We start from the raw sequence: 25,395 nt of genomic DNA, 5'->3' as shown, positions 1-25,395 counted from the left end.
AAATATAAAATTCGTATTGACTTATCAATTTATGCTAAGTTCTGTGTTTCCTCTTATTTGTAATCCATCCTGCCACATAGGCTATGATTGCATATAATATTCCCCATAAAAACCACGCTTCTAAATTCACCTTAAATGAATTCCAATCAGTCGTAATATAAAGAAGGGGAAGTAGGAACCCAGCTAAAGGAGCAATTACTTGTTTCCATCTCAATTGAGCAAATACAATTCCCAGGATAATCGCAATTATCGGGCAAAAGATAAATACTAACTGAAATGGATCAGGACTTATAAAATGATAAATCAAAATGCTACACCTGTCCTTATCTGTTCTTCCGGCTTCTCATAAATTCATTAATCTTCAAATCAAGCAAACTGCTGATTTCAATTACGATATCTGAAGTGAAGGATTTTTCCTGTGAAAAAAGTAGCTCCATTTTACTCCGAAGTAATTGAATTTCATCCTCTAGAGAAACAACTTGTGTTGAATTCACTTCGCAATTATTATTACACCATTGTCCTGAATCATTACCTTCAGCAATATAACATCCCATATCAAATGGTAGATTGTAATCAACATAGCACAAAGGTATTCCCTCCCTGAGAAACAGAATGTTGTCTCTTCCAAAATAAAATTATATCATGTCCACGAGACATCGATCAATTAAAAAATGAAAGAAATGTTAAATAGCTCCATCTCTCCGTTTGGAAACCTACTTATCCTTGTTTTACCTTGTGAATAAACTGACCCATTCGATGAAGAGCCTCACTAAGCTGGCCCACACCAGTAGCATACGAGCAACGTAAGAAGCCTTCTCCGCCTGCTCCAAATACATTACCTGGAACAGCTGCTACTTTACCTTCAACAAGAAGGCGCTGGGAGAACTCGTCAGAAGTCAGCCCCGTGCTTTGTATACTAGGGAAGGCATAAAATGCCCCCTCTGGTTCATGACAAGTCAAGCCTATATCCCGTAGTCCCTGAACAACCAATCTTCTACGTTGGTTATAGGATTCAACCATATGATCTTTCTCGCTTAACCCATTCTTCAAAGCTTCAAGTGCAGCCACTTGGCCCATTACTGGGGCACACATCACTGTATATTGGTGAATTTTGAGCATGGCATAGATCAGTTCAGGATGACCACAAGCATATCCCATACGCCATCCGGTCATAGCGAACGCTTTAGAGAACCCATTTACTAAGATCGTTCGATCCTTCATACCTGGTAGGGAAGCAAAGCTAACGTGTTTTTGACCATATGTTAATTCGGAATAAATTTCGTCTGAAATAACGATCAAATCATTCTTTTCCACCAACTTGGCAATAGGTAGCCAATCCTCGTAAGTCATGATCCCCCCTGTTGGATTATTGGGGTAATTCAATATCAGCACTTTCGATTTCGGTGTAATCTTCTCAGAAAGTTGTTCCGCCTTCAGTTTAAAACTGTTCTCTGCATTGGTCTCAATCTCAATAGGTACCCCGCCCCCAATGGAAGCGATCGGAGAATAGGAGATATAACAAGGCACTGGAATCAGAATTTCATCTCCTGGTTCGATCAGTGCCCGTAGCGCTAGGTCTATTGCTTCGCTACCTCCGACGGTAACGAGGATTTCATCCTTCGGATCGTATTTCACATCATAGCTGATGTACAAATACTCTGCAATTGCTTCCCGAAGTTCAGGCGTACCCGCATTTGAGGTATAACTGGTATATCCTCTTTCAAGAGAATACACACAGGCTTCGCGCACATGCCATGGTGTAATGAAATCTGGCTCACCTACACCAAGTGTAATAATATCCTTGCTTCCACTAACTAGATCAAAGAACCGTCTTATGCCCGAAGGTTGGATTTCTCTAACGAGCGGAGCTAAATAAGAGGTCATAGAACGATCCGACAGTTCGGACGATTGCTGTGAATTTATACTCATACTATTACTTCCTTTACGGAGATATCAACAGACGGCGGTCTTCTTCAGGATCTTCGAAGATGATTCCGTCTTGTTTGTATTTTTTAAGAATAAAGTGCGTTTTCGTTGATAACACGGATTCCAATGGGGACAGTTTATCAGATACAAAACTAGCGACTTCTTTCAAGTTGCGCCCTTCCACTTCCACAAGTAGATCATAGGCACCTGACATGAGATAAACCGACATTACTTGTGGGAACAAATAAATTCGTTCCGCGATCGCTTCAAACCCACGCCCACGCTCAGGAGTAATTTGTACCTCGATTAAAGCGGTCACCTTCTCATCATCCAATTTACTTGAATTGATAACCGTCGCGTACTTCACAATTACATGATCTTCTTCTAACTCTTTGATAACCTCTGTCACTTCTTCTGTAGTTGCCCCAAGCAGGGTTGCAAGAAGAGAAGGATCCCTACGCGCATCCTCTTTCAAAAGATCCAGCACTTTCAGCTTCAATTCACTCAATTGTTTCATGCTTCAATCCTCCAGCGCTGTTCCGATGACCTACACTTAGTTTATAGCCCTCGGAATCTAAATTTATTACTATTTTACATGAATTCAAGGTTGATGCAAAGAAAAACCGTCCGCTAGGGAGTGCATTCCCTAGAAACGGACGGTGATCATCAACAATTGATTCATTCTACACCTAAAGGGGTTACATATAATTCGATTGCTGCGAAGAGACATTGGACTGAGGTTGATACGATGTATTCGTATTCGCTACTCTTTGTTGTACGAATTGTTGAGCTTTTTGTATCGTTTGTTGAGCTGATTGTAGCTGCTTGCTTACTTCTGTCCGTGGGGCCGGCGTAGGTGCGGTATACATATTGTTTTGTGACATGAGTTGATAAAGATCACCTTGGAGCTTCAAGGTACTGTTGGTCATCTCAGTGAATAGCTGACGGATACTTGGACAATTTGATTCAGTAGTTGCCGTTGTATATTCCCGAACCGAACGTTTTAAGTCACAAAGAATCGTATTAAGTAAATCCTCCAGTGGAAGTATATCCATATTTTGCAATTGTGAATTCACAGTTTTTGTCCTCCCATATTTTTATTATTACCTGCAGTAATTGTCTTCTGAATTAATGAGCTTGAGTCGGGGCTAAATGCTGATGTTGTTGTAAAGCATCAGTCAGTTTCGTCAAATGCTGTTCATGAGTACGGATATGCTCCGAAAGGGCTTGGCTAATCGTTGGATTGTGACAAACTACGGCTGCCGCTGCACATTGCTTAACCAGTAAATCTTCATTTGAAATGCAATCGGAGATGTAATCCAATTCTTTGTTTGAAATCGGCTGCATTTGCGATACGTTCATGGTTGTGTTCCCTCCTGATTTTAGTTGCACTCAGGCATATTATGTCCCGTAACTTGCCTGATATGTGTTTTAAGAAAAGTCATAATAATGAACACGACTTGTAGAACGTTATCTCATGGAGATAATGACTATATCCTGATAACCGATGGAGGGATAATGATATGAGGCTGCATAGTGGAATATATTTATGGCCGGAAACAGTGCCAAACCGACCTCAATATCCAGCACTATCCGAAGATATTTCCTGCGACTGCCTGATTGTTGGCGGAGGTATAGGAGGCGCACTTTGTGCAAATTTACTCTCTAAAAAGGGTGTAAAGACTGTACTGATAGATAAGCGAGAGATAGCCAGCGGGAGTACTTTAACTAATACTGGCTTATTGCAATATTCCAGTGATAAAACACTGTCTTCCTTTATACAAACTTTCGGTGAGGAAACCGCCGTTCATTTCTATAGACTATCCCAAAGGGCGCTGGTCAAGCTTCAGGAGATCAGTTCACAATTTGAACCTAATGCACGACTCATTCCACGAAGCAGCTTATATTTAGCAAGCACCTTAGATGATGTCGACGTGCTCCGCGAAGAGTTTGAAACGCAGCGACGATTTCAATTCCCTGCAGAATGGTGGGATGAAGAAATGATACGCGAGCGATTCCCCTTTACAAGACCAGCAGCTATCTATACATATGGTGATGCAGAGGTTAACCCATTAATGCTGGTTCATGAATTAATTCAGGAGGCTTCATCCAACGGAGTTCGAGTTTACGAGCACAGTAACGTAAATGGATTCCAATTTCATGAAAATGATGTGAAGTGCCGATCAGGTAAGTGGGAAATCACAGCAAAGCACATCATTTTTGCAACAGGTTACGAAACCCAACAATTCAAAAAAGATCAAGGAGCTAACTTAACGAGTTCTTATGTAACAGTGACCGAACCAGTGCAAGATTTCAACGATTGGTATCAACGTTGCCTCATTTGGGAGACCGCAAGACCCTATTCATATTTGAGAACAACTCCAGATGGTCGGATTATATCCGGAGGACTCGATGAACATTTACCTGGGGGAGTGCTGGAAGATAACCGTTATATCCATCAGAGTAAAAAGCTTTTAAACGTCATTCACACCATGTTTCCGCGCAAAGCTGCTCTGAAATCGGAATATGCTTGGGGAGCGGTGTTTGGAGGAACACGTGATGGCCTGCCCTACATTGGACCCCATCCAGACTATCCTCATTGTTATTTTCTAGAGGGATATGGGGGAAATGGAACCGTGTGCAGTATGATCGCCGCCGAGATGATCACAGATGTGTTAACCGGTATCCATCGGCCTGATATGGAGATATTCTCCTTAATGCGAACATCTAAACCTAACCGAAGATGATCCAAGATATCGTAGAAAAAGACAAATGGCAGGACTAAGGATTACTCCCTTGTCCTGCCATTTGTCACCCTATAAATTGATAATTTAACAGAGTTATTACTTGTCGTTTTCTCCACTAATCGTCTGAATCAACGCATTTCTATCGTCTTCCGAGAGGAAACGACTAACATGGAAACAGGCTGAACAAACATATACATTCAGTTTCGCGTTGTCCAGTACTAAAGGATTTTTCAGCCCTTCTGGTACAACTCCTTCGAAGTCACCATGTGCAAGGGATTGCTTACCCGTGAATAACATGTATTCCCTGCAATGCGGGCACTCTGGAACTTCATCTTGTCCATTTAGCAATGTCTCAACACCAGATTCATAAACAAGTGGATTTCTGCCACCCGCTGCAAAAACATCCAAGCGGCGGCTAGACTCCAACTGTTCCTCATTCTCCTCTTCCCAGAATGGTTGTCCTCCTTTGTTACCTTCTTCTTCATCCTCTATGTCAGAATCAAGATCAATATTCAAAGTGCGATATCCTTTTAATTCATTGTGGCAATAAGGACATTCTTCCTCAGGACCTAGTTCCTCATCCCATACAATTTCCGTCTGACACCATGGGCAAATCGTTGTTTCCATGCAGTCCATCCTTTCCATAACTTAATTTAAGCGTTCCAAAGATAATAGATGCCCGCAGCCATAAAAAGCACAGCAGCTACGAACAAAATTCTTGCTAAATTCCGCATAAAATTCTTCAAACTATACTCCCCCTAACCTATACAAGCTCCAATTAGATACGATACCGATATCGAAACGGTCATGGCAATAAATCCAACCGCCACATTACCGGCAGCAATTTCTTTATCGACTTGAAAAACCGATGTCAAAAATTGAAACAATACATAGGCTACAAAGAGCATTCCAATGCCTAGAGAAGACCAAAGTATGAAATCATAGATCGTCGACTCATTAGCCGCACTACGAATGATATGACTAATCCCGAATATCTTCCCACCCGTAGCAAGTGACGCGGCTAGATTCCCACGTTTAATCTCTTGCCAGCAATTATATCTCGTTACAAGTTCAAAGAAGGAAAGAAACACGACTAATTCCATAACTGCTACAGAAAGATAACCGACCATAAACCCAAATGGCTGTTCAAGCAGTGGATCAATGTTTCCCACGATCTCCCCTCTTCTCCCCTGTTACTTAAGTTCTGCTACTGTTACTCCTGTACCGCCTTCACCATAATTCCCAAGACGGTAGCTTTTTACATGTTTATGTTTACGAAGGTAATCTGATATCCCTGTACGCAAAATTCCAGTACCTTTGCCGTGAATAATATTGATCTGACCTAAGTTTCCTAGGTATGCCTCATCAATAAAACGATCAACCTCAATGAGAGCTTCCTCTAAGTTGGCACCACGAAGATCCAATTCACTACGCACGTGTTCATCTCGTGTCCGCTTCACGTTAGCTAATGTACGCCCCGCCGGCTTGCTTTCAGGAGCAGAGCCAATCAACTCCAAATCGTCCAAGCGAACTTTCATCTTCATGATCCCAAGCTGAACAACAGCTTCCTTTCCTCCAGCTAGTTCTACCACAAGCCCTCGTTGGTTCAAGCTATATACCATCACTTCATCACCAGGGCCTATGGAACGTGCTGCTTTGACCGCTTTAGGCTTAGCCCCTACCTTTTTCCGGCGTTGCGGTTCAGCTTCATCCAACTGTTTGCGAGCGGCAATAAGTTTATGCTCCTTGACCGAAGCACCTTCCTCTTGGGCGAGTTTCCGTAGATCCCTGATAATCTCCTCGGCTTCATTTCGTGCCTTAGCAATGATCGCAGATGCCTCTTCTTTAGCCTTGTCCAAGCGTCTGTCTCGCTGCTCTTCAAGTTTCTGTAGTTCCACCTCATGACGACTCCGTAAAACTTCCAGTTCACTACGCAGCTTCGCTGCAGTCTCGCGTTCCTGTTCTGCCCCAAGGCGATTCTCTTCGAGTGAAGCAATCATATTCTCGACACGAAGATCTTCTTCTTTGACCTCTCCCCGAGCGAAATCTAAAATATCATCTTGCAGTCCAAGACGGCTCGCTATAGCAAACGCATTACTTCGTCCGGGAACACCAACTAATAGTCGATAGGTCGGGCTGAGTGTATTTACATCAAACTCCATGCTCGCATTAATAACACCCTTACGCTCATATGCATAGGCTTTTAACTCACTATAGTGTGTAGTAGCTACCATACGACTGCCCAGAGAATGAATATGCTCGAGAATTGCTATAGCAAGTGCCGATCCTTCCGCCGGGTCAGTTCCTGCCCCAACCTCATCAAGTAGCACTAGGCTTTTGGGTGTCATTACGTTGAGTATCGAAATGATATTGGTCATATGGCTGGAGAAGGTACTGAGACTCTGTTCAATACTCTGTTCATCACCGATATCAGCATAAATGGCATCAAACACACATAATTGAACCCCATCTTCAGCGGGTACAAATAGTCCTGACATGGCCATCAGACTAAGTAGACCAATGGTCTTTAACGTTACCGTCTTTCCGCCCGTATTGGGTCCAGTTACGATAATGGAGGTATACTCATTGCCTAGCTCCACATCGATAGGAACAACTTGATCAGCAGGAATAAGCGGATGCCGGCCCTTTTTCAGCTTTAAAAATCCTCGATCATTCATTCTCGGCATCGCAGCTTTCATCTCACGAGCCAAACGCGCTTTGGCAAACAAGAAATCCAATTGAGCAAGTATATCACTGTCATACAACAGTAGTTCCGTCTGATCTCCAACTAGAGCAGTCAGCTTCTGGAGGATAACTTCGATTTCACGTTCTTCCCGTAGACGTGTCTCGCGCAGCTTGTTATTCATAGCTACAATTGATTCGGGTTCAATAAACAACGTTGCTCCCGATCCCGACTGATCGTGTACTATGCCCCCGAAATGAGCCCGATACTCCGCCTTCACAGGAATAACGAACCGGTCTCCCCTGATTGTAATCAGCTGATCCTGCAGCATCTTGGAAATAGAGGAAGAACGAATCATCGCATCCAGTTTCTCACGGATTCGGACTTCACCGCCTCGTAGTTCCCGGCGGATTTGTGCCAACTCAGCACTAGCAGAGTCTAGAACTTCAGCGCTGTCATTAATACAGCGTTTAATTGCCTCTTCTAGCGACTTCTGCTCGCTAAGTGCATCACTGAGTGTAAATAGCAACTCAATAGGCTCTTCGTCATGAATAGCGGAGATATACCTTCTGATGCGCCGCGCTCCCTCGAGTGTCGTTGCCACACCAAAAAGTTCATGTGGATTCAACGTTCCCCCGATGCGGGCACGCTTCGCGGCTGGAGTAATATCAACAATTCCCCCAAAAAGTGGAGAGCCTTTTAGACGATCGACTTTAAACGCTTCGTCCGTCCCCTGCAGTAGTCGTTTCACTTCCTCCAGTTCAGAAACAGGGTGAAGTTGCTCTGCAGCAAGCTTACCTAGCGGGGTCTGACAATATTTATAAAGTTTATCTATAATCTTACTATATTCCATGGTTCTTAATATTTTCTGATCCAAGAACTTTCACAACTCCCCTCGTGCTATGAGTCCATTATAACGAAATGACTCATTTTTTGCCATTTCGGATAGTTCGGTACATAAGAAGTGCAATTATGGAACAATATAATCATGTGCAGGATCAAATATAAGGAGGCCATATACCATGCATTTTTTGGGACATGTCGTACGTTTTATCGTCTCTGCGGTGGTTCTGTTAGTTGTGGGATGGCTCGTTCCGCAATTCAGTATCGGTGATTTTGGCAGCGCCCTACTACTGGCTCTCGTCATAGCCTTGTTGGGTTGGGCTGTTGAAGGCATCTTCGGAAAAAGAGTCTCCCCTTTTGGACGCGGAATCGTCGGATTTCTAGTCAGTGCACTTGTGATCTGGTTGGCTCAGTTCATCGTGTCTGGTGTAACTGTATCCATTATCGGAGCATTGCTTGCAGCACTGGTGATTGGGATTATTGATCTATTCATCCCAGTGTCTACACCGTTTAACGCAGCCAAGGAGAAATCTTCCCGCTGACATCTATTTCATGCATTGAACTCCTTGTTCTTGAACAAGGAGTTTTTTGCAGCAAATAAATACGCCAATATTCCAAATAAATGAAATTGTTCATGAATTTATCATACTCATTATGATCACCCTCCCACTTTTCACTGTATGATCTTCTTATAATTGTCACAATTTATTTACATTCAGGAGGGTATCTATGAGAAAAACACTTGCTTTTATGATTGGACTCACTTTTTTGTTCATTATTTCTGCTTGTAATGGCAATGGATCACAGGCTAGTAATAACACCTCTGAGAGCAATGTAATACCTGAAGCAGAACTGGTTATCACCGCTACCGATTACAAATTCGACCAGACAGAATATCATTTAAAGAAGGACGTTCCTGTAAAAATAATTTTCAAAAATGAGGAAGGTAATCACGGCCTCCTCATTCCTGGATTAAAGCTACAAATGGACCGACAAAATGATACAAAGGTAATCACACCGACCAAATCAGGTAAATACGAAATATCCTGTTCGATCATGTGTGGCACGGGCCACGGTACAATGATCTCCACAATCATCGTAGAATAACTAAGCAAGCGCAAGAGCCCCCTAATTTTTCTGGGGGCTCTTACTTTTAAGTCAGAAAAAATGCTGCATCCATAAATTATTCCTGTTCGATTAATTCGATCCACTCATTATATTCAGATTGAAGCTTAGAGTAATCTTCCTTCAACCGAGAATATTCTTGTTCCGTCTTAAGCACTTGATCCCGTTCGACCTCACGTTCAACCTGAAGCAGTCGGTACTCATGCGACACAATTTCATAACTTTCAGAAATTTGACGCAATTGTTCCGCTATTTGCTCCCTTTGTTCCTTCAACTCGCTGAAATCCGATGATAAAGTCAAGACTTGTTCCCCACCAGCAGCACTTTCTTTCTGCCATTGGCTTAATTGCCGTTGAAGGTCTGCTTCAGTCTCACGCCATAACACTAACTCCTGTTCAGCTGATGCCAATTGCTCTCTCCATTGCAACTCTCGGCTTTCCGCTTCCAGTCGAGATGTTTCCTGTTCCTCAGCCAGCGCAGCATAATCCTGAACTTCACGCTCTGCTTCATTCAGCCGCTTACCAAGTCGCGCTAATTGTTCCTGCAAAGTCGATTTCTCATCTTCTAGTGACTTTGTTGCATGGACCGCACTAGTCCGTTCCCTCGTAACTTGATCCATCTGAGAGCGTAACAATTCCACTTCAGAGTTTAACTTCCGAACCACGTTCTTCTCAACCTGAAGTCCTTCTCGGGTTAAATCAGCTTCTTTCGCCGTGGACTCCAACAACTCTTCTAGTTTCTCATTACGATCTGCCGCTTCCAACAGACCAATTTCTAGACGACTTAACTCTTCATTACGCATCTCCGCTAGTTTCTGCCATGACTTCTCATTCTGAAGCGCACTTGTCACTTCTGAACGAAGCTTGTCTTCTCGTTCTCTAGCTTCCTGTAGTAAACGTAGCTGCTTCTTTGTCTCAGTTTCTGCCGCTTGTAACGATGCTTGCATTTGCTTGGCCTGCTGTTCCAGCTTGGTATGATTATCCTTAATCCGTTGTTCAGCAACCTTAGCCGCTTCCTCACGTTGCTGTGACCCCTTCACCTGAAGAAGAAGACGCTCAACTTCACCCTTCTCCTTCTTGGCTTCTTGTTCCACCGCAGATAGTTTGGTCCGAAGTTGCGCACTACCGCCCCGCTCTTCGGCCAATTGTCGTTCTAATTCCTGAACCCGAGCAGTAAGCTTGTTTACTTCTGAAGCCCGTTCTTTCACCGTATTCTCACTCTTAACAAGCTGCTCACTATTCAATTTATTATCCATCTTTAATTGATGTTGTTCCTCTTGCAGAGTCTTGTACATATTCTCTTGCTTCGTATGCAAAGCCCCTAGAACAGAAATCTCTTGTGAGAGCCCGGCTTTCTCTTGGAGTGTTGTTTGCAGTTCATCCCGGATTTGATCGGTCTTAACTGCTTCCTCCGCCATACGGACAGCGGCCAATACAGCAAGTCGTGGTGTATCCAAATGAGAATACATTTTGGATATAGCACGCATATGTTCGTCTACGCGGCGTGCAACCTGATGCATGTATTCAGCACTGCTGCCAACAATTTTATAAGAAGTTCCATAAATCTCAACATTTACAGTTATTCGGTCAGGGGTAGTCAAAGATTTGTGCCTCCTTCGGTCCTCCGTTGTGTTTCCTGATGTCTTATACTTGCACGAAAGTCACATCGAATCGATACTTTACATTGATTCGATGTGACTTCAATTAATTCCTGCTATTTTCTCAATTCTGCAGCAAAAGTTTGTTCAAGTGCAGAAACCACCTTTTCATGGACCGCCGAAATCTCTTCATCCGTTAGCGTACGCTCATGATGACGATAAACAAGCGAAAGGGCTACACTCTTCTTGCCCTCTCCAAGCTTACTTCCGGTATATACATCAAAAACCTTGACCGATTCAAGCAATTCTCCCGCCGTTTCCTTAATAGTAATAATCAAGGATTCTGCCACTATATCGCTACCAATAACTACAGCGATATCTCTTTCCATCGCAGGGAATCGCGGCAATTCACGATATTCAACATGTTCTCCCGCAAATTGATACAATGGCTCCAACAGAAGTTCTGCAACGTACGTATCGTCCAAATCCTTCTCACGTTGTACCTCTGGGTGAAGTTGACCTAACGAACCAATCAACTGCTTACCTTCCGGAAGGTTCAAATATAGCGACGCTGATCGACCAGGATGGAAGCCTTGTGGGCTATTAGCTTCATAAGAAACCATATTTCCCATTCCTAGATAAGCAAACACACTTTCTAATGCACCTTTTAGATCAAAGAAATCAACCTTTTCAGTCGAAACATTCCAGCGTTTCTCTACGCGATCTCCCGTAAGTAGAAGACTTAAGACCGGAAGCTCCCGCGGTTGTTTCGTCAGGTTCTCTTCATCGGATTGGAATACACTACCGATTTCAAATAGCGCCAGATTCTCTTCTTTACGATTGCGATTGTATGCTGCAATATCAATCAATCCAGGCAACAAACTGCTTCTTAATACACTACGATCTTCGCTCATTGGCATGGCCAATTTCACTTCATGTCCGCCTTTACCAAGCATAGGGAAGATACTTCCTGCTCCTTCGCGTATGAAGGAGTATCCCATCGCTTCCTGAAAACCTCCATGTGACAGCAAACCACGTAAAGCACGACGAAGTGCTTGAGGTCTACTATATCCACCTGGCGTTGTTGGTCCTTCAATTGCTGTTACAGGAATATTATCGTATCCATACAAACGAGCTACCTCTTCAATGAGATCAACGTCACGGGTAATGTCACCTCGGCGCGTAGGCACAGAGACATTAATCACGTCGTTAGCTAGATCACTATGTCCAAATTGTAGTCGTGACAGAATCACTTTGATCTCTAGTGGGGAAATATCTGTTCCTAAATAATCATTCAACTTATTGACAGATAGAGCTACCGATCTTTCTTGCGGCTCAGCAATAAGTGATTCCACCACACCTTGATGAACAGTGCCACCTGCATAGCTAGCCATGAGTGCAGCCGCCCGATCTAAAGCAGGTAATACAGCGCCCGGGTCAACTTCTTTCTCGAAGCGTTGGGAGGCTTCAGAACGAAGTCCTAATTGGCGAGAAGTTTTCCGTATTGTACCGCCATCAAACTTAGCGGACTCCAGTACAATATTAACACTGTTCTCCGTAACCTCTGAATGAAGTCCACCCATAACCCCTGCCAAACCAACAGGTTTGTTATGACCATCGACGATCAACAGCGCTCCTGCTGTTAGATTACGCTCTTGTCCATCCAGTGTAACTAGCTTCTCGCCTTCTTCCGCTACCCGCACGCCAATCGTTGCGCCTGCAATCTGATCAGCATCAAAAGCATGAAGTGGCTGTCCATACTCCAGCATTACGTAGTTCGTAATGTCAACAATATTGTTGATTGGGCGAACACCCGCAGCCATAAGCCGGTTCTGCATCCAAAGTGGCGAAGGTCCAATCTTGACCCCCGAAATATAACGCACAGCATAATGGCTACATAATTCCGGGTTATCAATTTTCACAGATATAGAATCTTTAGCAGATTGGCCTGTAACTTCGACCAGATCGGCTGCCGGAAGCTTAACATCTCTACCCAGAATAGCACCTACTTCGTATGCAGCACCAATCATGCTCAAACAATCCGAACGATTAGGTGTTAGATCAAAATCCATCACTTTGTCATCCAGCCCGAGTAGTTTGGTTATCGGTGTTCCAATCTCAGTTGCTTCTGGGAGCACAAGAATTCCTTCTTGTTGTTCTTTCGGGAGCAATTTGACATTCAACCCAAGTTCCTTAGCCGAGCAGATCATGCCTTGCGAAACAACACCACGCAGCTTAGCTTTCTTGATTTCTAACCCGTCTGGAAGCTTAGCTCCTACAAGGGCAACAGGTACTTTCTGTCCTGCATCAATATTCTTTGCACCGCAGACAATTTGAAGATCTTCCCCAACACCTGCGTCAATAATACATACATTCAGTTTGTCAGCATCAGGATGCTTTTCTTTGCTCTTTACATAACCAACAACAACCCCAGTCACGCCAAGATTGCGATTTTCAACGGAATCGATCTCGATTCCCGAGCGGGTAATTTGCTCCGCCAACTTTTCTATGTCTACTTCATCCAGACTAATATAATTTGACAACCATTCGGTTGATACTTTCATCTTAGGTTCCCTTCCCTCTTCAGAAATTAAATTGTGGCAAACTGACCCAAGAAACGCAGATCATTATTATAGAAGTGACGAATATCATCGACTCCATATTTAAGCATTGCAATCCGCTCAACACCCATGCCGAACGCAAAGCCGCTGTATTTCTCCGGATCATAACCGCTCATTTCAAGCACTCGTGGATGCATCATTCCGCTGCCTAGGATCTCAAGCCAACCGGAGTTCTTACATACTCGGCAGCCTTTCCCACTACATTTCACACAGGTTACATCTACTTCTACACTAGGTTCAGTAAAAGGAAAGAAGCTTGGACGTAAGCGAATTTGTGTGTCAGATCCAAACATCTCGCGAGTGAACTGCAGCAACGTGCCTTTGAGATCACTCATCCGAATCCGCGGCCCAATAACAATGCCTTCGATTTGATGGAACTGGAATGAGTGAGTCGCATCATCGTCATCCCGGCGATAAACTCTACCTGGACAGATCACCTTAACCGGAACCTCACCCTTCATGGCCTCCATTGTCCGTACTTGAACAGGCGAAGTTTGTGTCCGCATCAACAGATCTTCCGTTAAATAAAATGAATCCTGCATGTCCCGAGCCGGATGATTCTTCGGCAAATTAAGGGATTCGAAGTTGTAGTAGTCGGTTTCCACCTCTGGACCTTCAGCAATACGATATCCCATACCGATAAAGATGTCCTCAATGTCTTGAATAACTTGATTCAGTGGGTGAATCCCGCCCTGTTTCAATGGACGTCCTGGTAGAGTAACATCGACTTTTTCAGCCGCCAGCCGTTGTTCTGTTTCTTGGCGTTGGAAATGTTCTTGCTTTTCTTCGATTAACGATTCAATCGCGCCTCGCACCTCATTTGCTACCTGTCCGATCAATGGCCGTTCTTCTGCACTTAGCGATCCCATGCCTCGTAAAATTTCTGTCAACGGACCCTTTTTACCCAAATATTTGACCCGCAGATCATTCAGATGGGTTGCATCAGCGACCTTGCTAAGTTGTGCCACCGCTTCCTGCTTGAGTTCTATCAAACGTTCTTTCATCGATAAATCCCCCTTTTAATTAAAACAACAAAAAAAGGCCTTCTCTCCCGTAAGGGACGAAAAGACCGTGGTACCACCCTTGTTAGAGTACACATGTACGAACTTACGGCATAGCCGCAAGAGGTTACGTACTGCTCAAACTCTCACTTTAACGATATAACGGATCGTGACCGGTATTCCCTACTTCATAAACTCTGTCTCACTCGACAAAGCTAGAGGTTCAAGAAACTGCTCCAGAGTGAACTTCAACAGCCCAATTTCCATAGAGACGTTCTCAATCATCGACGTCTCCTTCCTGTAAGGAGGATTCTGTTTACTCTTCTCCATCATTGCATTTATTTAAAATTAACTTGACTTACCTGCTATTATATGAAAAGTTGCACTTAATGGCAAGTAAGTAACTTGTTTTTTTGTATTACTACTATGTTATGGTATCTTAATGATGATAAGGAGATGGAGAGATATGAACGGTACTGAACGCAAGAACATCACACCCGGCATCACCGTTGACATTGTACTTAAGAAAGACCAGCGTACAGGACAGCTAACTAGAGGAGTCGTTAAGGATATCCTCACCAATTCGCCAAACCATCCTCACGGGATTAAAGTCCGACTTCAAGACGGTCAGGTAGGTCGGGTCAAGTTGATACATTGATGATAACAAATGAAGCCTCGGACAAGTCCGGGGCTTCACCCAATTTAGCGTTTCAGATGAAAAGGAACCGTTGTAACGATGACATTCTTATTCCTAATCAAATAGGCGCGCATCATAATACTGGTCTGATTATGCAGTAAATTTTCCCACCAATGTTTGGTGATAAATTGCGGAATTAAAATGGTGATATGATCCTCTTCTGATTTTTTCCATTCAACAGTCTGTATCAATTTCAATAAAGGCCGTAAAATACTCCGATATCTCGATTTCAAAACGACTAACCGAATTCCCGGATCCCACTCTTCCCATTTTTGCTCCATTTTTTGAATCGATTCATCGTCAAATCCTATATAGACTGCTACTACGTTATCGGACAAGGTTTTAGCATAACTTACCGTATTCAGCACGACTCGTGTGATACCTGAAATCGGAATAATTACTGTATTTCCCTTCGAAATAGGCTTATCAAGGCTAAGATCGATACGCAATTGGTCTGCCGTATTCTCGTAGTGCTTACGTATGCGAAAGAAGCCGTATACGACGATCGGTAGAAATACGAAGATCATCCAAACATGACTAAATTTCGTAGTAATGAAAATGAGTGTAATCGACAATGTAGTCAGCATACCAACTGTATTAATGAGTAGCTTAAATTGCCAACCCGAAGGCTTTACTCGAATCCATCTGATCATCATCCCTAGTTGGGATAAAGTAAACGGAATAAATACACCAACCGCGTACAGAGGAATCAAATTCTCCGTATGTCCTCCAAAAGCAATGACCAGTATCGCCGAGAGCGAACTTAGAAACAGAATCCCATTAGAAAAACCAAGTCGATCTCCTCTAACCATGAACATATGCGGCAAATATTTGTCCTTAGCTAACATAAAAGAAAGTAATGGAAACGCAGAATAAGCTGTATTAGCTGCAAGAAACAATATAATGGCTGTAACACCTTGTATGAAAAAATATAACGTTCCTCTGCCGAAAGTCGCCGCAGCGATTTGTGAAACTACTGTTTCCTTAGGATTGGGCTGAATACCATACCAGTAAGCAAGTAAACTGATTCCGGTAAACATAATCCCTAGAATAATCCCCATCATCATGAGTGTCGCTGCCGCATTCTTTTCCTCGGGTTTACGGAAATTAGGAATAGCGTTAGATACGGCTTCCACACCAGTTAAGGCCGAGCAGCCGGAACTAAATGCTTTTAAGCAATAGAAATAAGCTGACATTCGAGACAGTAGCACTGAGCTCATGTGCCGAGGCCACCGCACCACCTGTTAAATATTTAAATACCCCACAAATAATCAGAACAAAGATTGACACAACGAACAAATAGATCGGGATTGCTAATACGGAGGCTGACTCAGTTACACCCCTGAGGTTCAGGATTGTAAGGAAAACAATCATACCAAGCGCTATAAGTACCCTATAATCATGAAGTTCAGGAAAGGCAGAAGTAATGGCATCTGTGCCCGCCGACGAACTTACAGCTACTGTCAATATATAATCGACAAGCAGCGAGCCCCCCGCGATCAAACTCGATGAGACACCTATATTCTCTTTTGCAACAATGTATGCTCCCCCTCCACCAGGGTATGCAAAAATCGTCTGGCGATAAGAGACAATCAGAATGGCTAATAATCCGAGAACCGCAACAGAGATCGGTATCGAATACCACATGGCAGCAGCTCCTGCCGCCATCAACACAATAAGAATCTGCTCCGTGCCGTATGCTACGGAAGATAAGGCATCTGAGGATAGAATCGCGAGTGCCTTAAATTTACTAAGTTTCTCCCCTTCAATTTCTGTTGATTTCATCGGTCTACCGATGAGCATTCTCTTTACTTTCTCGAACATACAGCGTCATCATCTCCTGGTAATTTAAACTGCCAAGATCGTATTATACTCCGTTTTCATTTTTTTACAATAATTTTTCTGGCATTTTCATTACATTTAATTACATTTTTATCGTCCGTATTATTACGCAATGAATCATGCAACCTTAACAAATAAAATACCCCACATGACAACAAATAAAACTCCACTGGAATATACCAGCGAAGCTTTCCTTTCCCCAATTTCATTGTAAATGTAGGGTTCCCTTTCGAAAAAATAACATAAAAAGAGACCCTTGCTACGCAAAGGTCTCTAATCTTACATATAAGCGGGTGATGGGAATCGAACCCACGCTATCAGCTTGGAAGGCTGAAGTTCTACCATTGAACTACACCCGCAACTTAGATGGTCGGGACGACACGATTTGAACATGCGACCCCCTGGTCCCAAACCAGGTGCTCTACCAAGCTGAGCTACGTCCCGAAGCTTCCCTGAGATCAGAATCTCGAGTGAAGACAAGAAATAATATATCACTTTTCAAGAGTCATTGCAACATATATTTTATATTATTTTTATAATCACGCATCTCTTTAACCAACAAGCCTAGTAAGGAACTGTGATTCAAATACCCCGGCAGGTACTGGCTTACTGAATAAAAACCCTTGCCCCTCGTGGCAATTCTGCAACTTCAAAAATTCAAGTTGATCTTTACTCTCCACTCCCTCTGCCGTCACTTTAAGTTTTAGATGATGCGCCATTGTAGTGATTGTTGACACAATAGCAGCGTCATTTCCATCGAGCATAACTTCCTTAACAAAGGAACGATCAATCTTGAGACGGTCAATAGGTAAGGTCTTCAAATAATAAAGTGAACTGTACCCTGTTCCAAAGTCATCAATGCTGATATATAGCCCTAAACGCTTCAAGCTATGTAGTTGTTCAAATGCCGTATCAATATCAAAAGTCATAGTCTCTGTGATTTCAAGCTCCAGATAACACGCCTCAAGCCCAACTTCCTTGAGGATCATGTCGACGCGATCAGCAAGGTTATACTGTCGGAATTGACGCATGGATAAATTAACAGATACACAGATAGGTTCATACCCTTCGTCTTGCCACTGCTTATTATGTTGGCATGCAGTCCTAAGCACCCATTCACCCAAAGGTACAATCAAGCCACTCTCTTCGGCAAGCGGAATAAACTCTCCTGGAGAGAGTAGTCCTCTCGTTGGATGATTCCAGCGGACTAACGCTTCCATACCCACCGTGTTACCCGAATCAAGACTAACCTGTGGCTGAAATTCCAGGAAGAACTCTCCACGATCCAGCCCTTTACGCATATCGTTCTCCAGTTCCACTTTGGATTGAGTTCGTAATTTCATAGCCGGTGTATATCGTATGAAATCTAAACCAAGCTCCTTAGCACTATGGACAGCCATGTCTGCATATTGAATCATCTGATCTACCGAGTCTCCGTCTTCCGGAAATATAGATAATCCCATACTGAGCGATATATGATATTCAGTCTTATCAATCATAACCGCTGGATTCACGGAACCCAATAGCTGCTCTGCTCTCATTTCTACAGCTTCAACATCACCATATCCATGTATAACGATTGCAAATTCATCTTCCCCCATCCGATATATTACCTCAGACGGAGAGCATAAATCAGACAATCGTTCCCCCACTTCAGTAAGCAGCTTATCACCTGCGCTGTATCCAAGCGAATCATTAATTGCCTTGAACCGATTAATATTAATAACAGCCACACCTATCCGATTAGAACCTTCGCCACAAGATTCCAAACTCCCCCCTAAGCATTCCCTCATTTTACGCAAATTAGGTAGTCCGGTTAAATCATCATAATAGGCCATATGTTTCATTTGAGCCTCGATAATTAGTTGCCCCTGAAATGGATCCTCGATAGTTAATTTATATACACCTTTCAATACGAAATAATAGGAGATACCCATGCACCATTCACCAATTGCATGTTCCAAACCTGTTCCCAATGGGTCTACAAACGTTAGTAGAATATGTCCCAGCATCATGAATACTAATGCAGTTACTACCGTCAGAGCCGCAGCAGGACGCTCCTTGCGATGGATATACATAATTGCACAAATCCCCAAGCCATATAGAATAGGGATAGCTACCTGTGAAACTCGCTCGAAGACTCCAATGCCATTCACCCCAAACAAAGTTGGAAGTTGTTTCTGATATATGTATAATATGAAGATTGTTCCTAAGTTAAGTACAGCCGCCCCCAGAAACACGAGTACTTTATGTCTTTGTGATATTTCCCGATCCGGGAAACTAAAGATAAACAGCAATCCTAAGGCCCCTAACGCGTGTGAGAGTAGTAAGAACCACATAGATAAACTATTATTCGGTTCAAAACCAAAAATATGAATACCACTAAAAGTAGCAATATGAAATACGTCCAAGGTTCCCAAAATAGAGAATAAAACAGCAGAATATAGTCGTCTTCCCGATAGATTGTTCGTGAACAATATCCACCCCTGAGCAAATACTGCAAATGACACCGCAACGCAAATAATACCTGCCAATAGATTCATCGCTTGAAGACTATTCGCACTAATAGATGCCCCATCCATTATAGCCGAAAGTCTGATCACGCCAAGCATCACTGTCAAACCAAGTATTCCCTGAATGATTGTTTTTCTTTTCTCTACCTTGATTTGCATGTTATTTTCCCCCGGATGTATAAAAATACGTGATTAGCTAATATACGAATTCAACATTATTCTGCTATTTCCTCCTTCCTTATCGAAAAATACAATAGATCGCAAAGTTTTGTCGGAAATTTAGAACTCAAAAAAAGCCCGGAGTATTTCGAGGCCACTGAAGAACTTGTAGTTTTTCAGAACTGCTAAAGTTAGACTAATAAAAAGACGACCTTTTTTCCCGTATTTCGGGGTGAAGGTCGTCTTTGCGTTATTTAAGCAGGCCTATACGGCTAGCTTCTTACTTCAACAGCTTCATAATTCGTTTTAGATTAACCGTGAATATAGCCATAGCGCCTTGAAGCTCCATCCCTAATAGACCCGAGGAAGTGGCTACATCATACCCGTGTCTGTGCTTGAGTTCACTATTCTTTGCTTCTATTTTGTAGCGTTCCTTTGCTTTCTCTTTAAAGTACTCACTTTCTTGGAACGTCGTTTGTTCTGAATGTTCGGTAGATTTAATACTCACCGAGTAGGTTTTACTTTTTGCTCCATCTTTATAGCAACCTTCTTTAAACGGGCATCTTTTACATTGCTCTACTTCAAAGTAGTACGTATCGACTTGGTTGCTCCCGATGGCTTTCTTTCCTCCGCGCGCTTTTCGGATCGCCATATGCCCGGCCTTACACACGTACATACCCGCATCTTTATTAAATTGAAACTCATCTTCTCTCTTGCGAGCGCCTTGTGTAATACGAGGATTAAGTTTGGCGATAAGTTCAATTTCATTGTCTTTAGTGTAAACAATGTTGTCCTTTTCGGAGTAAGCAGTATCTCCGATTATGGATCTAATTTCCATACCTGCTGCCTTACTTTTTTCAATCAGCGTTTGCAATTGCTTACCGTCATTCTTTTCGCCTGTCGTGACAATGGCTGCCGTAATGATCCGTTCCTCCGTCATGGCAATATGGGTCTTGTAGCCAAAGAACGAGGAATCTGCGCTCTTGTGGCCTATCTTGGCATCCTGATCTTCGGAGATCCTCAGTTGCTCCAGGTCATCCGTGACCGTTTCTTTCAAGAGATTCAAGGGCTCTTTTATTTTGGGTAATTCACAGATGCCACCTTCGGCTTCAAGCACGGCAATGAGTTTTTGACAGTAGTCAATCTCTTCCTCAAGTACATCGCTGGTATTCTTGACCGGGAACTTGGATTTTAGGGATTCCTCCGCCTTGTAGACCGCCTTTCTCAACTTTCGGGAACGATTCAGCAAGATTTCCCGAGGCGATTTCTGGTTGTAGCGTGCTTTTGTATGGGTTGCATCGACGATGATGGATTTGCTTTTAATAATGCCCTTTTCGAGTGCAATTTCAACTGTTTTGCCTACGAGCATGTCCAGCAAATTCAAGTCTTTCAGCCGCAGCTTTCTGAATTTGGTTAATGAACTTGCATCAATCACTGGATCTTCAGGAGCCATATCTAGAAAATATTTGAATGACATGTCGTACTTCGAACGCTCGACGATATCTATGTCAGACAACTCAAAAATTGTTTTTAAGAGCAAATACTTAAACATTCGAATCGGGTCGACCGCATTTCGGCCATTAACTAAGCAGTAACGCTCTTTCAGTTCTTCATAAACAAAAGAAAAGTCGACAAGTTCATTGATTTGCCGCAACATATTATCTTTGGGAATCACTAAGTTATAAAGTTCTATATAGGGGCTTAAAGCCAAGGTTTGTTGTTGTTTAATCATTACATTCACCTACTCGGATTAGTACCTTAATTATATAGAAAAAAAGCATAATTCTCCTCAAAATTCGAGAAGCATTATGCTTTTTATATAATATGGACTTTTTCAGTGGCCTCAGTATTTCCCGGACTTTTTTTTGTTAGATCTTATTTTTTGTCAAAATTCACTTCAGGGGTCGTCATTTTATCAAAAAAGTCAACTGCTTTATCTTTGTCCGCTGAAGAGCGCAGTGCCATAGCCGAACGTGGATGCTCGTCTAATGTTCCTGTGATCATGTAAGGAATAATATATCCCCACTCCTCTTTCTCACGAAGAGGAATTAGAAGCTCTTCAAGCACTCCAAGAATCGGTCTAAGCTTGTAGTTCGTATTCTTCAAATGAGTTACCAACAACTCAGTAGGACAGTTACCAGCCGCGCGGCCCATACCATAAACGGATGCATCAAGGAGTTCAACTCCATGATCAACTGCTACGAGTGTATTGGAGAATGCCAGCTGCATATTGTTGTGAGTATGCACACCTAAGCGTTTGTTAGGCAAATGGGTTTTGAATTTCTCAACTAAATACTGCATATCTTTATAATCGAGACTTCCATAGGAATCCACGATATAAACTACATCTACGACGCTCTCTTTGATCATCTCAAAAGCTTCGATTAATTCATTCTCCATGACATTGGACAACGCCATAATATTAATCGTTGTTTCATAACCAAGATCATGAAACACTTGTACAAGTTGAAGGGCCTTGTCCACATCTTTAATGTAGCAAGCAACTCGAATCAGATCGAGCATACTTTCACTACGTGGTAGAATGTCGTTCTCGTCTACCCGGCCGATGTCTACCAATGCTGACAACTTCGTATGACCCTTCTGCGGTATAACCTTACGCAAGAAATCATCGTCTAGAAATCTCCAAGGTCCAGCGTCTTCTGCACCCTTGAGTAGTTTAGGACTATTCTTATATCCAATTTCCATATAATCCACACTAGCTTCATTCAAGCCAGCATATAATTTTTGTACAAATTCCACACTGAAGTCCCAGTTATTAACCAAGCCACCATCGCGAATAGTACAATCTACAATTTTACTCTGATTTATTTTCATTTCTATCGATCCCTCTCCATCTTTTGTTGTTCTATCCATCTTACTTGAATCGAAATCAAAAAGTAAAGTATATATTAGCCGTGATGTACATCACAGTACAGCGATCTTCATCATGATATATTACAACTAATTCTAATTGAGATTGATTATCAATATCTTTAATCCCACATATATTACACAAGTTAAAATACACCAAAAAAACTTACTTCATTATAATAGGAGGATTTGAGCCATGATGATTTCTTTGAAAGAGTTAAAGCCGAACGAGACGGGCGTAATTAAAAGTATTGGAGGCAGTCGCCCGATTCGCAGAAGGCTAATGGATATGGGAATCACTCCTGGAGCCCAGATTATTATGAGAAAAGTTGCCCCACTTGGCGATCCTATTGAAATTAATATACGTGGTTATGAACTCAGTATCAGAAAAGCGGAAGCCGACCAGATTACAGTAGAAAAATAAAGAATAATTTTGTAGAGGATGGGTGACAGATGAGTTATCGGTTTGCTTTGGCAGGAAATCCTAACAGCGGTAAAACTACACTATTCAATAACCTAACAGGTAACAATGCACACGTTGGTAACTGGCCTGGAGTGACCGTTGAACGAAGAGAAGGAAAGTGCAAGAAGTCAACTGAAAATATAGTCATCATTGATTTACCCGGTATATACTCCCTATCTCCCTACACTCCTGAGGAAATCGTCGCCCGTGATTTTCTGACAAACGATAAGCCCGATGTCATTATCAACATCGTAGATGCTACCAATATTGAACGTAATTTATATTTAACTACACAGTTATTAGAACTTGGTATACCTACTATTATTGCCCTCAATATGATGGATGAAGTGGAGCTGCGTGGTGATAGAATTGATGTTGTCAATTTGGAGAAACAACTGGGAGTACCTGTTGTCCCGATCACCGCTTCAAAAAACCAGGGAATCGAAGAACTTCTGAATAGAGCCCTTTCCTTTGATAAAGACCACCCTCTTACTACTAAGAACGCTCTGGAAAACACCAAAATATGCGACACAATACAAGAAATTAGCGAATTGTTAGCAGCAGGTGGATATACGAACACACTATATTATGCGATCAAGTTAATTGAAAGAGATGAGCAGATTAAGGACACTTTAAAGTTAAATCCATCCTTGAACTTATCCATCGATAAGGCTATCGCTCGAGCAGAACATCAATCCGGTGAAGAAATCGAAATGCTAATCGCAGATTTGCGTTACCAATACATAACGGAAGCGATCTCCGAACATGTTCAAAAAGGAAAAACAGCAGGAGAACTTACCTTTTCTGATAAAGTCGATAAAATAGTCACCCACAGAATTTTAGGATTACCTATTTTTTTCCTCATTATGTATTTAGTCTTTGAAATTGCTGTTGGTACTATTGGAGCTTGGATTGTAGATCCCTTTGGAGCCTTTCTAACCGAAACATTACCCGAAGTCGTAACAAACTTTCTGATTTGGGCCGGAGCATCGGACGCTATCCAAAGCCTTGTTGTAGGTGGTGTTCTTACAGGTGTCGGAAATGTCTTGTCCTTCTTGCCACAGATTGTGCTGCTCTTCTTGTGTCTGTCCATTCTGGAAGATGTCGGCTATATGGCAAGAGTAGCCTTTGTTATGGATAGAATATTCCGTTATTTCGGACTCTCAGGCAAAGCATTTGTACCTTTACTTATGGGATATGGATGCTCCGTTCCAGCTATCATGGCTACACGAACCTTAGAAGATGTTAAAAGCCGACGTCTGGCCATTACTGTGATGCCATTTATGTCATGTAGTGCAAAACTACCTGTCTATGCTGTATTTGCTGGCGCATTCTTTACTGCTCACCAAGGTCTGGTAATGTTCACCCTTTACTCTCTTGGTATTCTCATTGCAATGCTCTCATGTCTTCTATTAAATAAAACCGTGTTACGAGGTGATGCTGCTCCTTTCGTAATGGAACTCCCTCCATACCGTATCCCAACTTTAAAAGCTACGACTACGCATACTTGGGAAAAAGCGAAGGGCTATGTTGTTAAAGTAGGAACAATACTTCTCTCCATGACCGTTGTAATCTGGTTTCTTCAATCCTTCAACTTTTCACTACAATTAGTTGATAATTCTTCCGAAAGTATTTTCGGTTCTATTGGGAGTGCGATTGCCCCGATTTTTGCCTGGAATGGATTCGGCTTCATTAAGGGTACAACGATAGCTCATTGGCAGATTGGTGCAGCTCTACTTACCGGTTTAATCGCTAAGGAAGCCGTAGTAAGCACACTGGGCATTTTGTATATTAATGATGGTGGGGAACAATTGACTAGTGCATTAAGTACCGCGCTTCAGGCACACTTTACCCCATTAGCGGCTTTCTCTGCTATTGTCTTTGTCTTACTCTATGCTCCATGTGTCGCTGCCATCGCTACGGCAAAGAAAGAGTTAAATTCATGGAAGTGGACCCTGTTCACCGTTGCCTACCAGTGTGGTGCAGCATGGCTAATTTCGATGATCATTTATCAAGTGGGATATTGGCTGGGCATCGGACTTGTTTAGTTAGCCATCTTTATGCGACCTCTAGAATCACATTTTGAGGAGGGAGATTATGATAGATTTTCTAATTATTATCCTGCTAGCTGGCATTATTGGATTTACTGTATGGCGTTCTATTAAAAAACGCAAATCAGGTGGTGGAGGCTGTGCTGGGTGCAGTGGTTCGTGTGCAGAGTTTAGCGCATGCGATATCAAGGAACCTAAAGGAAAGTAAAGCTGAAATTCTGGACTAAAAAAGGTCGGGCAGTGATTCTGCTCGACC

Annotated in this window: 21 protein-coding genes, 2 tRNA genes, 1 pseudogene and 1 other annotated feature; of the genes and pseudogenes, 7 read left to right on the top strand and 17 right to left on the bottom strand. The window is 42.6% G+C overall.

The annotated features are described in order from the left end of the window. Positions 1 to 323: 323 nt before the first annotated feature. From NST85_RS08395 to NST85_RS08375, 5 genes are all read right to left on the bottom strand, one after another. Positions 324 to 554, bottom strand: a complete 231-nt coding sequence (locus NST85_RS08395; protein ID WP_127192518.1) for an aspartyl-phosphate phosphatase Spo0E family protein — start codon at positions 552 to 554, stop codon at positions 324 to 326. 163 nt (positions 555 to 717) lie between these two features. Continuing rightward, positions 718 to 1,929: an aminotransferase class I/II-fold pyridoxal phosphate-dependent enzyme gene (locus NST85_RS08390; RefSeq protein ID WP_127192430.1), complete on the bottom strand. Its 1,212-nt coding sequence runs from the start codon at positions 1,927 to 1,929 to the stop codon at positions 718 to 720. Positions 1,930 to 1,942: 13 nt separating this feature from the next. After that, positions 1,943 to 2,443, bottom strand: a complete 501-nt coding sequence (locus NST85_RS08385; RefSeq protein ID WP_127192431.1) for an Lrp/AsnC family transcriptional regulator — start codon at positions 2,441 to 2,443, stop codon at positions 1,943 to 1,945. A 181-nt stretch (positions 2,444 to 2,624) separates the two neighbouring features. Continuing rightward, complete coding sequence (locus NST85_RS08380; RefSeq protein WP_211350101.1) at positions 2,625 to 2,981, bottom strand: spore coat protein; 357 nt, start codon at positions 2,979 to 2,981, stop codon at positions 2,625 to 2,627. A gap of 73 nt (positions 2,982 to 3,054) precedes the next feature. Continuing rightward, entirely contained in the window at positions 3,055 to 3,288 is a 234-nt protein-coding gene (locus NST85_RS08375) for a hypothetical protein (RefSeq protein WP_127192433.1), read from the bottom strand. A 161-nt stretch (positions 3,289 to 3,449) separates the two neighbouring features. On the opposite strand from NST85_RS08375, the gene NST85_RS08370 reads away from it, so the two are divergent. Continuing rightward, complete coding sequence (locus NST85_RS08370) at positions 3,450 to 4,673, top strand: NAD(P)/FAD-dependent oxidoreductase (protein ID WP_341189057.1); 1,224 nt, start codon at positions 3,450 to 3,452, stop codon at positions 4,671 to 4,673. 96 nt (positions 4,674 to 4,769) lie between these two features. Here the strand turns inward: NST85_RS08370 and NST85_RS08365 are convergent, their stop codons facing one another. The 3 genes from NST85_RS08365 to NST85_RS08355 all read right to left on the bottom strand — a co-directional run bounded on the left by NST85_RS08365 (position 4,770) and on the right by NST85_RS08355 (position 8,233). Continuing rightward, a complete protein-coding gene (locus tag NST85_RS08365) occupies positions 4,770 to 5,300 on the bottom strand; it encodes a hypothetical protein (RefSeq protein WP_307394169.1) in 531 nt (176 codons plus the stop codon). A gap of 131 nt (positions 5,301 to 5,431) precedes the next feature. After that, on the bottom strand, positions 5,432 to 5,848 hold the full coding sequence (locus tag NST85_RS08360; protein ID WP_341191092.1) for a DUF350 domain-containing protein: 417 nt from the start codon (positions 5,846 to 5,848) through the stop codon (positions 5,432 to 5,434). Between the two features lie 18 nt (positions 5,849 to 5,866). After that, positions 5,867 to 8,233, bottom strand: coding sequence for an endonuclease MutS2 (locus NST85_RS08355; protein WP_341189056.1), 2,367 nt, complete (start codon positions 8,231 to 8,233; stop codon positions 5,867 to 5,869). Positions 8,234 to 8,378: 145 nt separating this feature from the next. On the opposite strand from NST85_RS08355, the gene NST85_RS08350 reads away from it, so the two are divergent. Both NST85_RS08350 and NST85_RS08345 read left to right on the top strand, forming a co-directional pair. Further along, a complete protein-coding gene (locus NST85_RS08350) occupies positions 8,379 to 8,741 on the top strand; it encodes a phage holin family protein (protein ID WP_341189055.1) in 363 nt (120 codons plus the stop codon). 187 nt (positions 8,742 to 8,928) lie between these two features. Next, positions 8,929 to 9,306, top strand: a complete 378-nt coding sequence (locus tag NST85_RS08345; RefSeq protein ID WP_127192438.1) for a cupredoxin domain-containing protein — start codon at positions 8,929 to 8,931, stop codon at positions 9,304 to 9,306. 76 nt (positions 9,307 to 9,382) lie between these two features. Here NST85_RS08345 and zapA read toward each other — a convergent pair whose 3' ends face one another. The 3 genes from zapA to pheS all read right to left on the bottom strand — a co-directional run bounded on the left by zapA (position 9,383) and on the right by pheS (position 14,546). Beyond that, complete coding sequence (gene zapA, locus NST85_RS08340; RefSeq protein ID WP_127192439.1) at positions 9,383 to 10,924, bottom strand: cell division protein ZapA; 1,542 nt, start codon at positions 10,922 to 10,924, stop codon at positions 9,383 to 9,385. A 113-nt stretch (positions 10,925 to 11,037) separates the two neighbouring features. Further along, positions 11,038 to 13,485, bottom strand: coding sequence for a phenylalanine--tRNA ligase subunit beta (gene pheT, locus NST85_RS08335; protein WP_127192440.1), 2,448 nt, complete (start codon positions 13,483 to 13,485; stop codon positions 11,038 to 11,040). A 26-nt stretch (positions 13,486 to 13,511) separates the two neighbouring features. Beyond that, positions 13,512 to 14,546, bottom strand: a complete 1,035-nt coding sequence (gene pheS, locus NST85_RS08330; protein ID WP_127192441.1) for a phenylalanine--tRNA ligase subunit alpha — start codon at positions 14,544 to 14,546, stop codon at positions 13,512 to 13,514. Positions 14,547 to 14,595: 49 nt separating this feature from the next. After that, positions 14,596 to 14,885 (bottom strand) — a binding site (T-box leader). Between the two features lie 124 nt (positions 14,886 to 15,009). Here pheS and NST85_RS08325 point away from each other — a divergent pair. Then, positions 15,010 to 15,201 (top strand): YwbE family protein, encoded by a 192-nt coding sequence (locus tag NST85_RS08325; RefSeq protein ID WP_127192442.1) that lies wholly within the window; start codon positions 15,010 to 15,012, stop codon positions 15,199 to 15,201. A gap of 44 nt (positions 15,202 to 15,245) precedes the next feature. Here the strand turns inward: NST85_RS08325 and NST85_RS08320 are convergent. From NST85_RS08320 to NST85_RS08295, 6 genes and pseudogenes are all read right to left on the bottom strand, one after another. After that, positions 15,246 to 17,064 (bottom strand): annotated as a pseudogene (locus NST85_RS08320) (APC family permease). Positions 17,065 to 17,370: 306 nt separating this feature from the next. Further along, positions 17,371 to 17,441, bottom strand: a tRNA-Gly gene (locus tag NST85_RS08315). Between the two features lie 8 nt (positions 17,442 to 17,449). After that, positions 17,450 to 17,526: transfer RNA gene (locus NST85_RS08310), tRNA-Pro, on the bottom strand. Positions 17,527 to 17,633: 107 nt separating this feature from the next. Beyond that, positions 17,634 to 19,754, bottom strand: a complete 2,121-nt coding sequence (locus NST85_RS08305) for a putative bifunctional diguanylate cyclase/phosphodiesterase (protein ID WP_341189054.1) — start codon at positions 19,752 to 19,754, stop codon at positions 17,634 to 17,636. A gap of 280 nt (positions 19,755 to 20,034) precedes the next feature. Continuing rightward, positions 20,035 to 21,486 carry an IS1182 family transposase gene (locus NST85_RS08300; RefSeq protein WP_127195312.1) on the bottom strand — a complete coding sequence of 484 codons (1,452 nt, stop codon included), beginning with the start codon at positions 21,484 to 21,486 and terminating at the stop codon, positions 20,035 to 20,037. Positions 21,487 to 21,629: 143 nt separating this feature from the next. After that, a complete protein-coding gene (locus tag NST85_RS08295; RefSeq protein ID WP_127192445.1) occupies positions 21,630 to 22,589 on the bottom strand; it encodes an aldolase catalytic domain-containing protein in 960 nt (319 codons plus the stop codon). A 232-nt stretch (positions 22,590 to 22,821) separates the two neighbouring features. Here NST85_RS08295 and NST85_RS08290 point away from each other — a divergent pair, with 232 nt between their 5' ends. From NST85_RS08290 to NST85_RS08280, 3 genes are read left to right on the top strand one after another with little or no spacing between them, the layout of a single operon-like run. Beyond that, entirely contained in the window at positions 22,822 to 23,049 is a 228-nt protein-coding gene (locus NST85_RS08290) for a FeoA family protein (RefSeq protein WP_246054085.1), read from the top strand. 29 nt (positions 23,050 to 23,078) lie between these two features. Next, positions 23,079 to 25,136: a ferrous iron transport protein B gene (gene feoB, locus NST85_RS08285; RefSeq protein WP_127192446.1), complete on the top strand. Its 2,058-nt coding sequence runs from the start codon at positions 23,079 to 23,081 to the stop codon at positions 25,134 to 25,136. Positions 25,137 to 25,185: 49 nt separating this feature from the next. Further along, positions 25,186 to 25,347, top strand: a complete 162-nt coding sequence (locus NST85_RS08280; protein WP_127192447.1) for a FeoB-associated Cys-rich membrane protein — start codon at positions 25,186 to 25,188, stop codon at positions 25,345 to 25,347. Positions 25,348 to 25,395: the final 48 nt, after the last annotated feature.

Source organism: Paenibacillus sp. FSL K6-2524 (genome assembly GCF_038005525.1).
GTDB lineage: Bacteria > Bacillota > Bacilli > Paenibacillales > Paenibacillaceae > Fontibacillus > Fontibacillus anaericanus.
The sequence above is the reverse complement of the archived record's forward strand: the minus strand, read 5'-3'. Positions and strand labels throughout refer to the sequence as shown.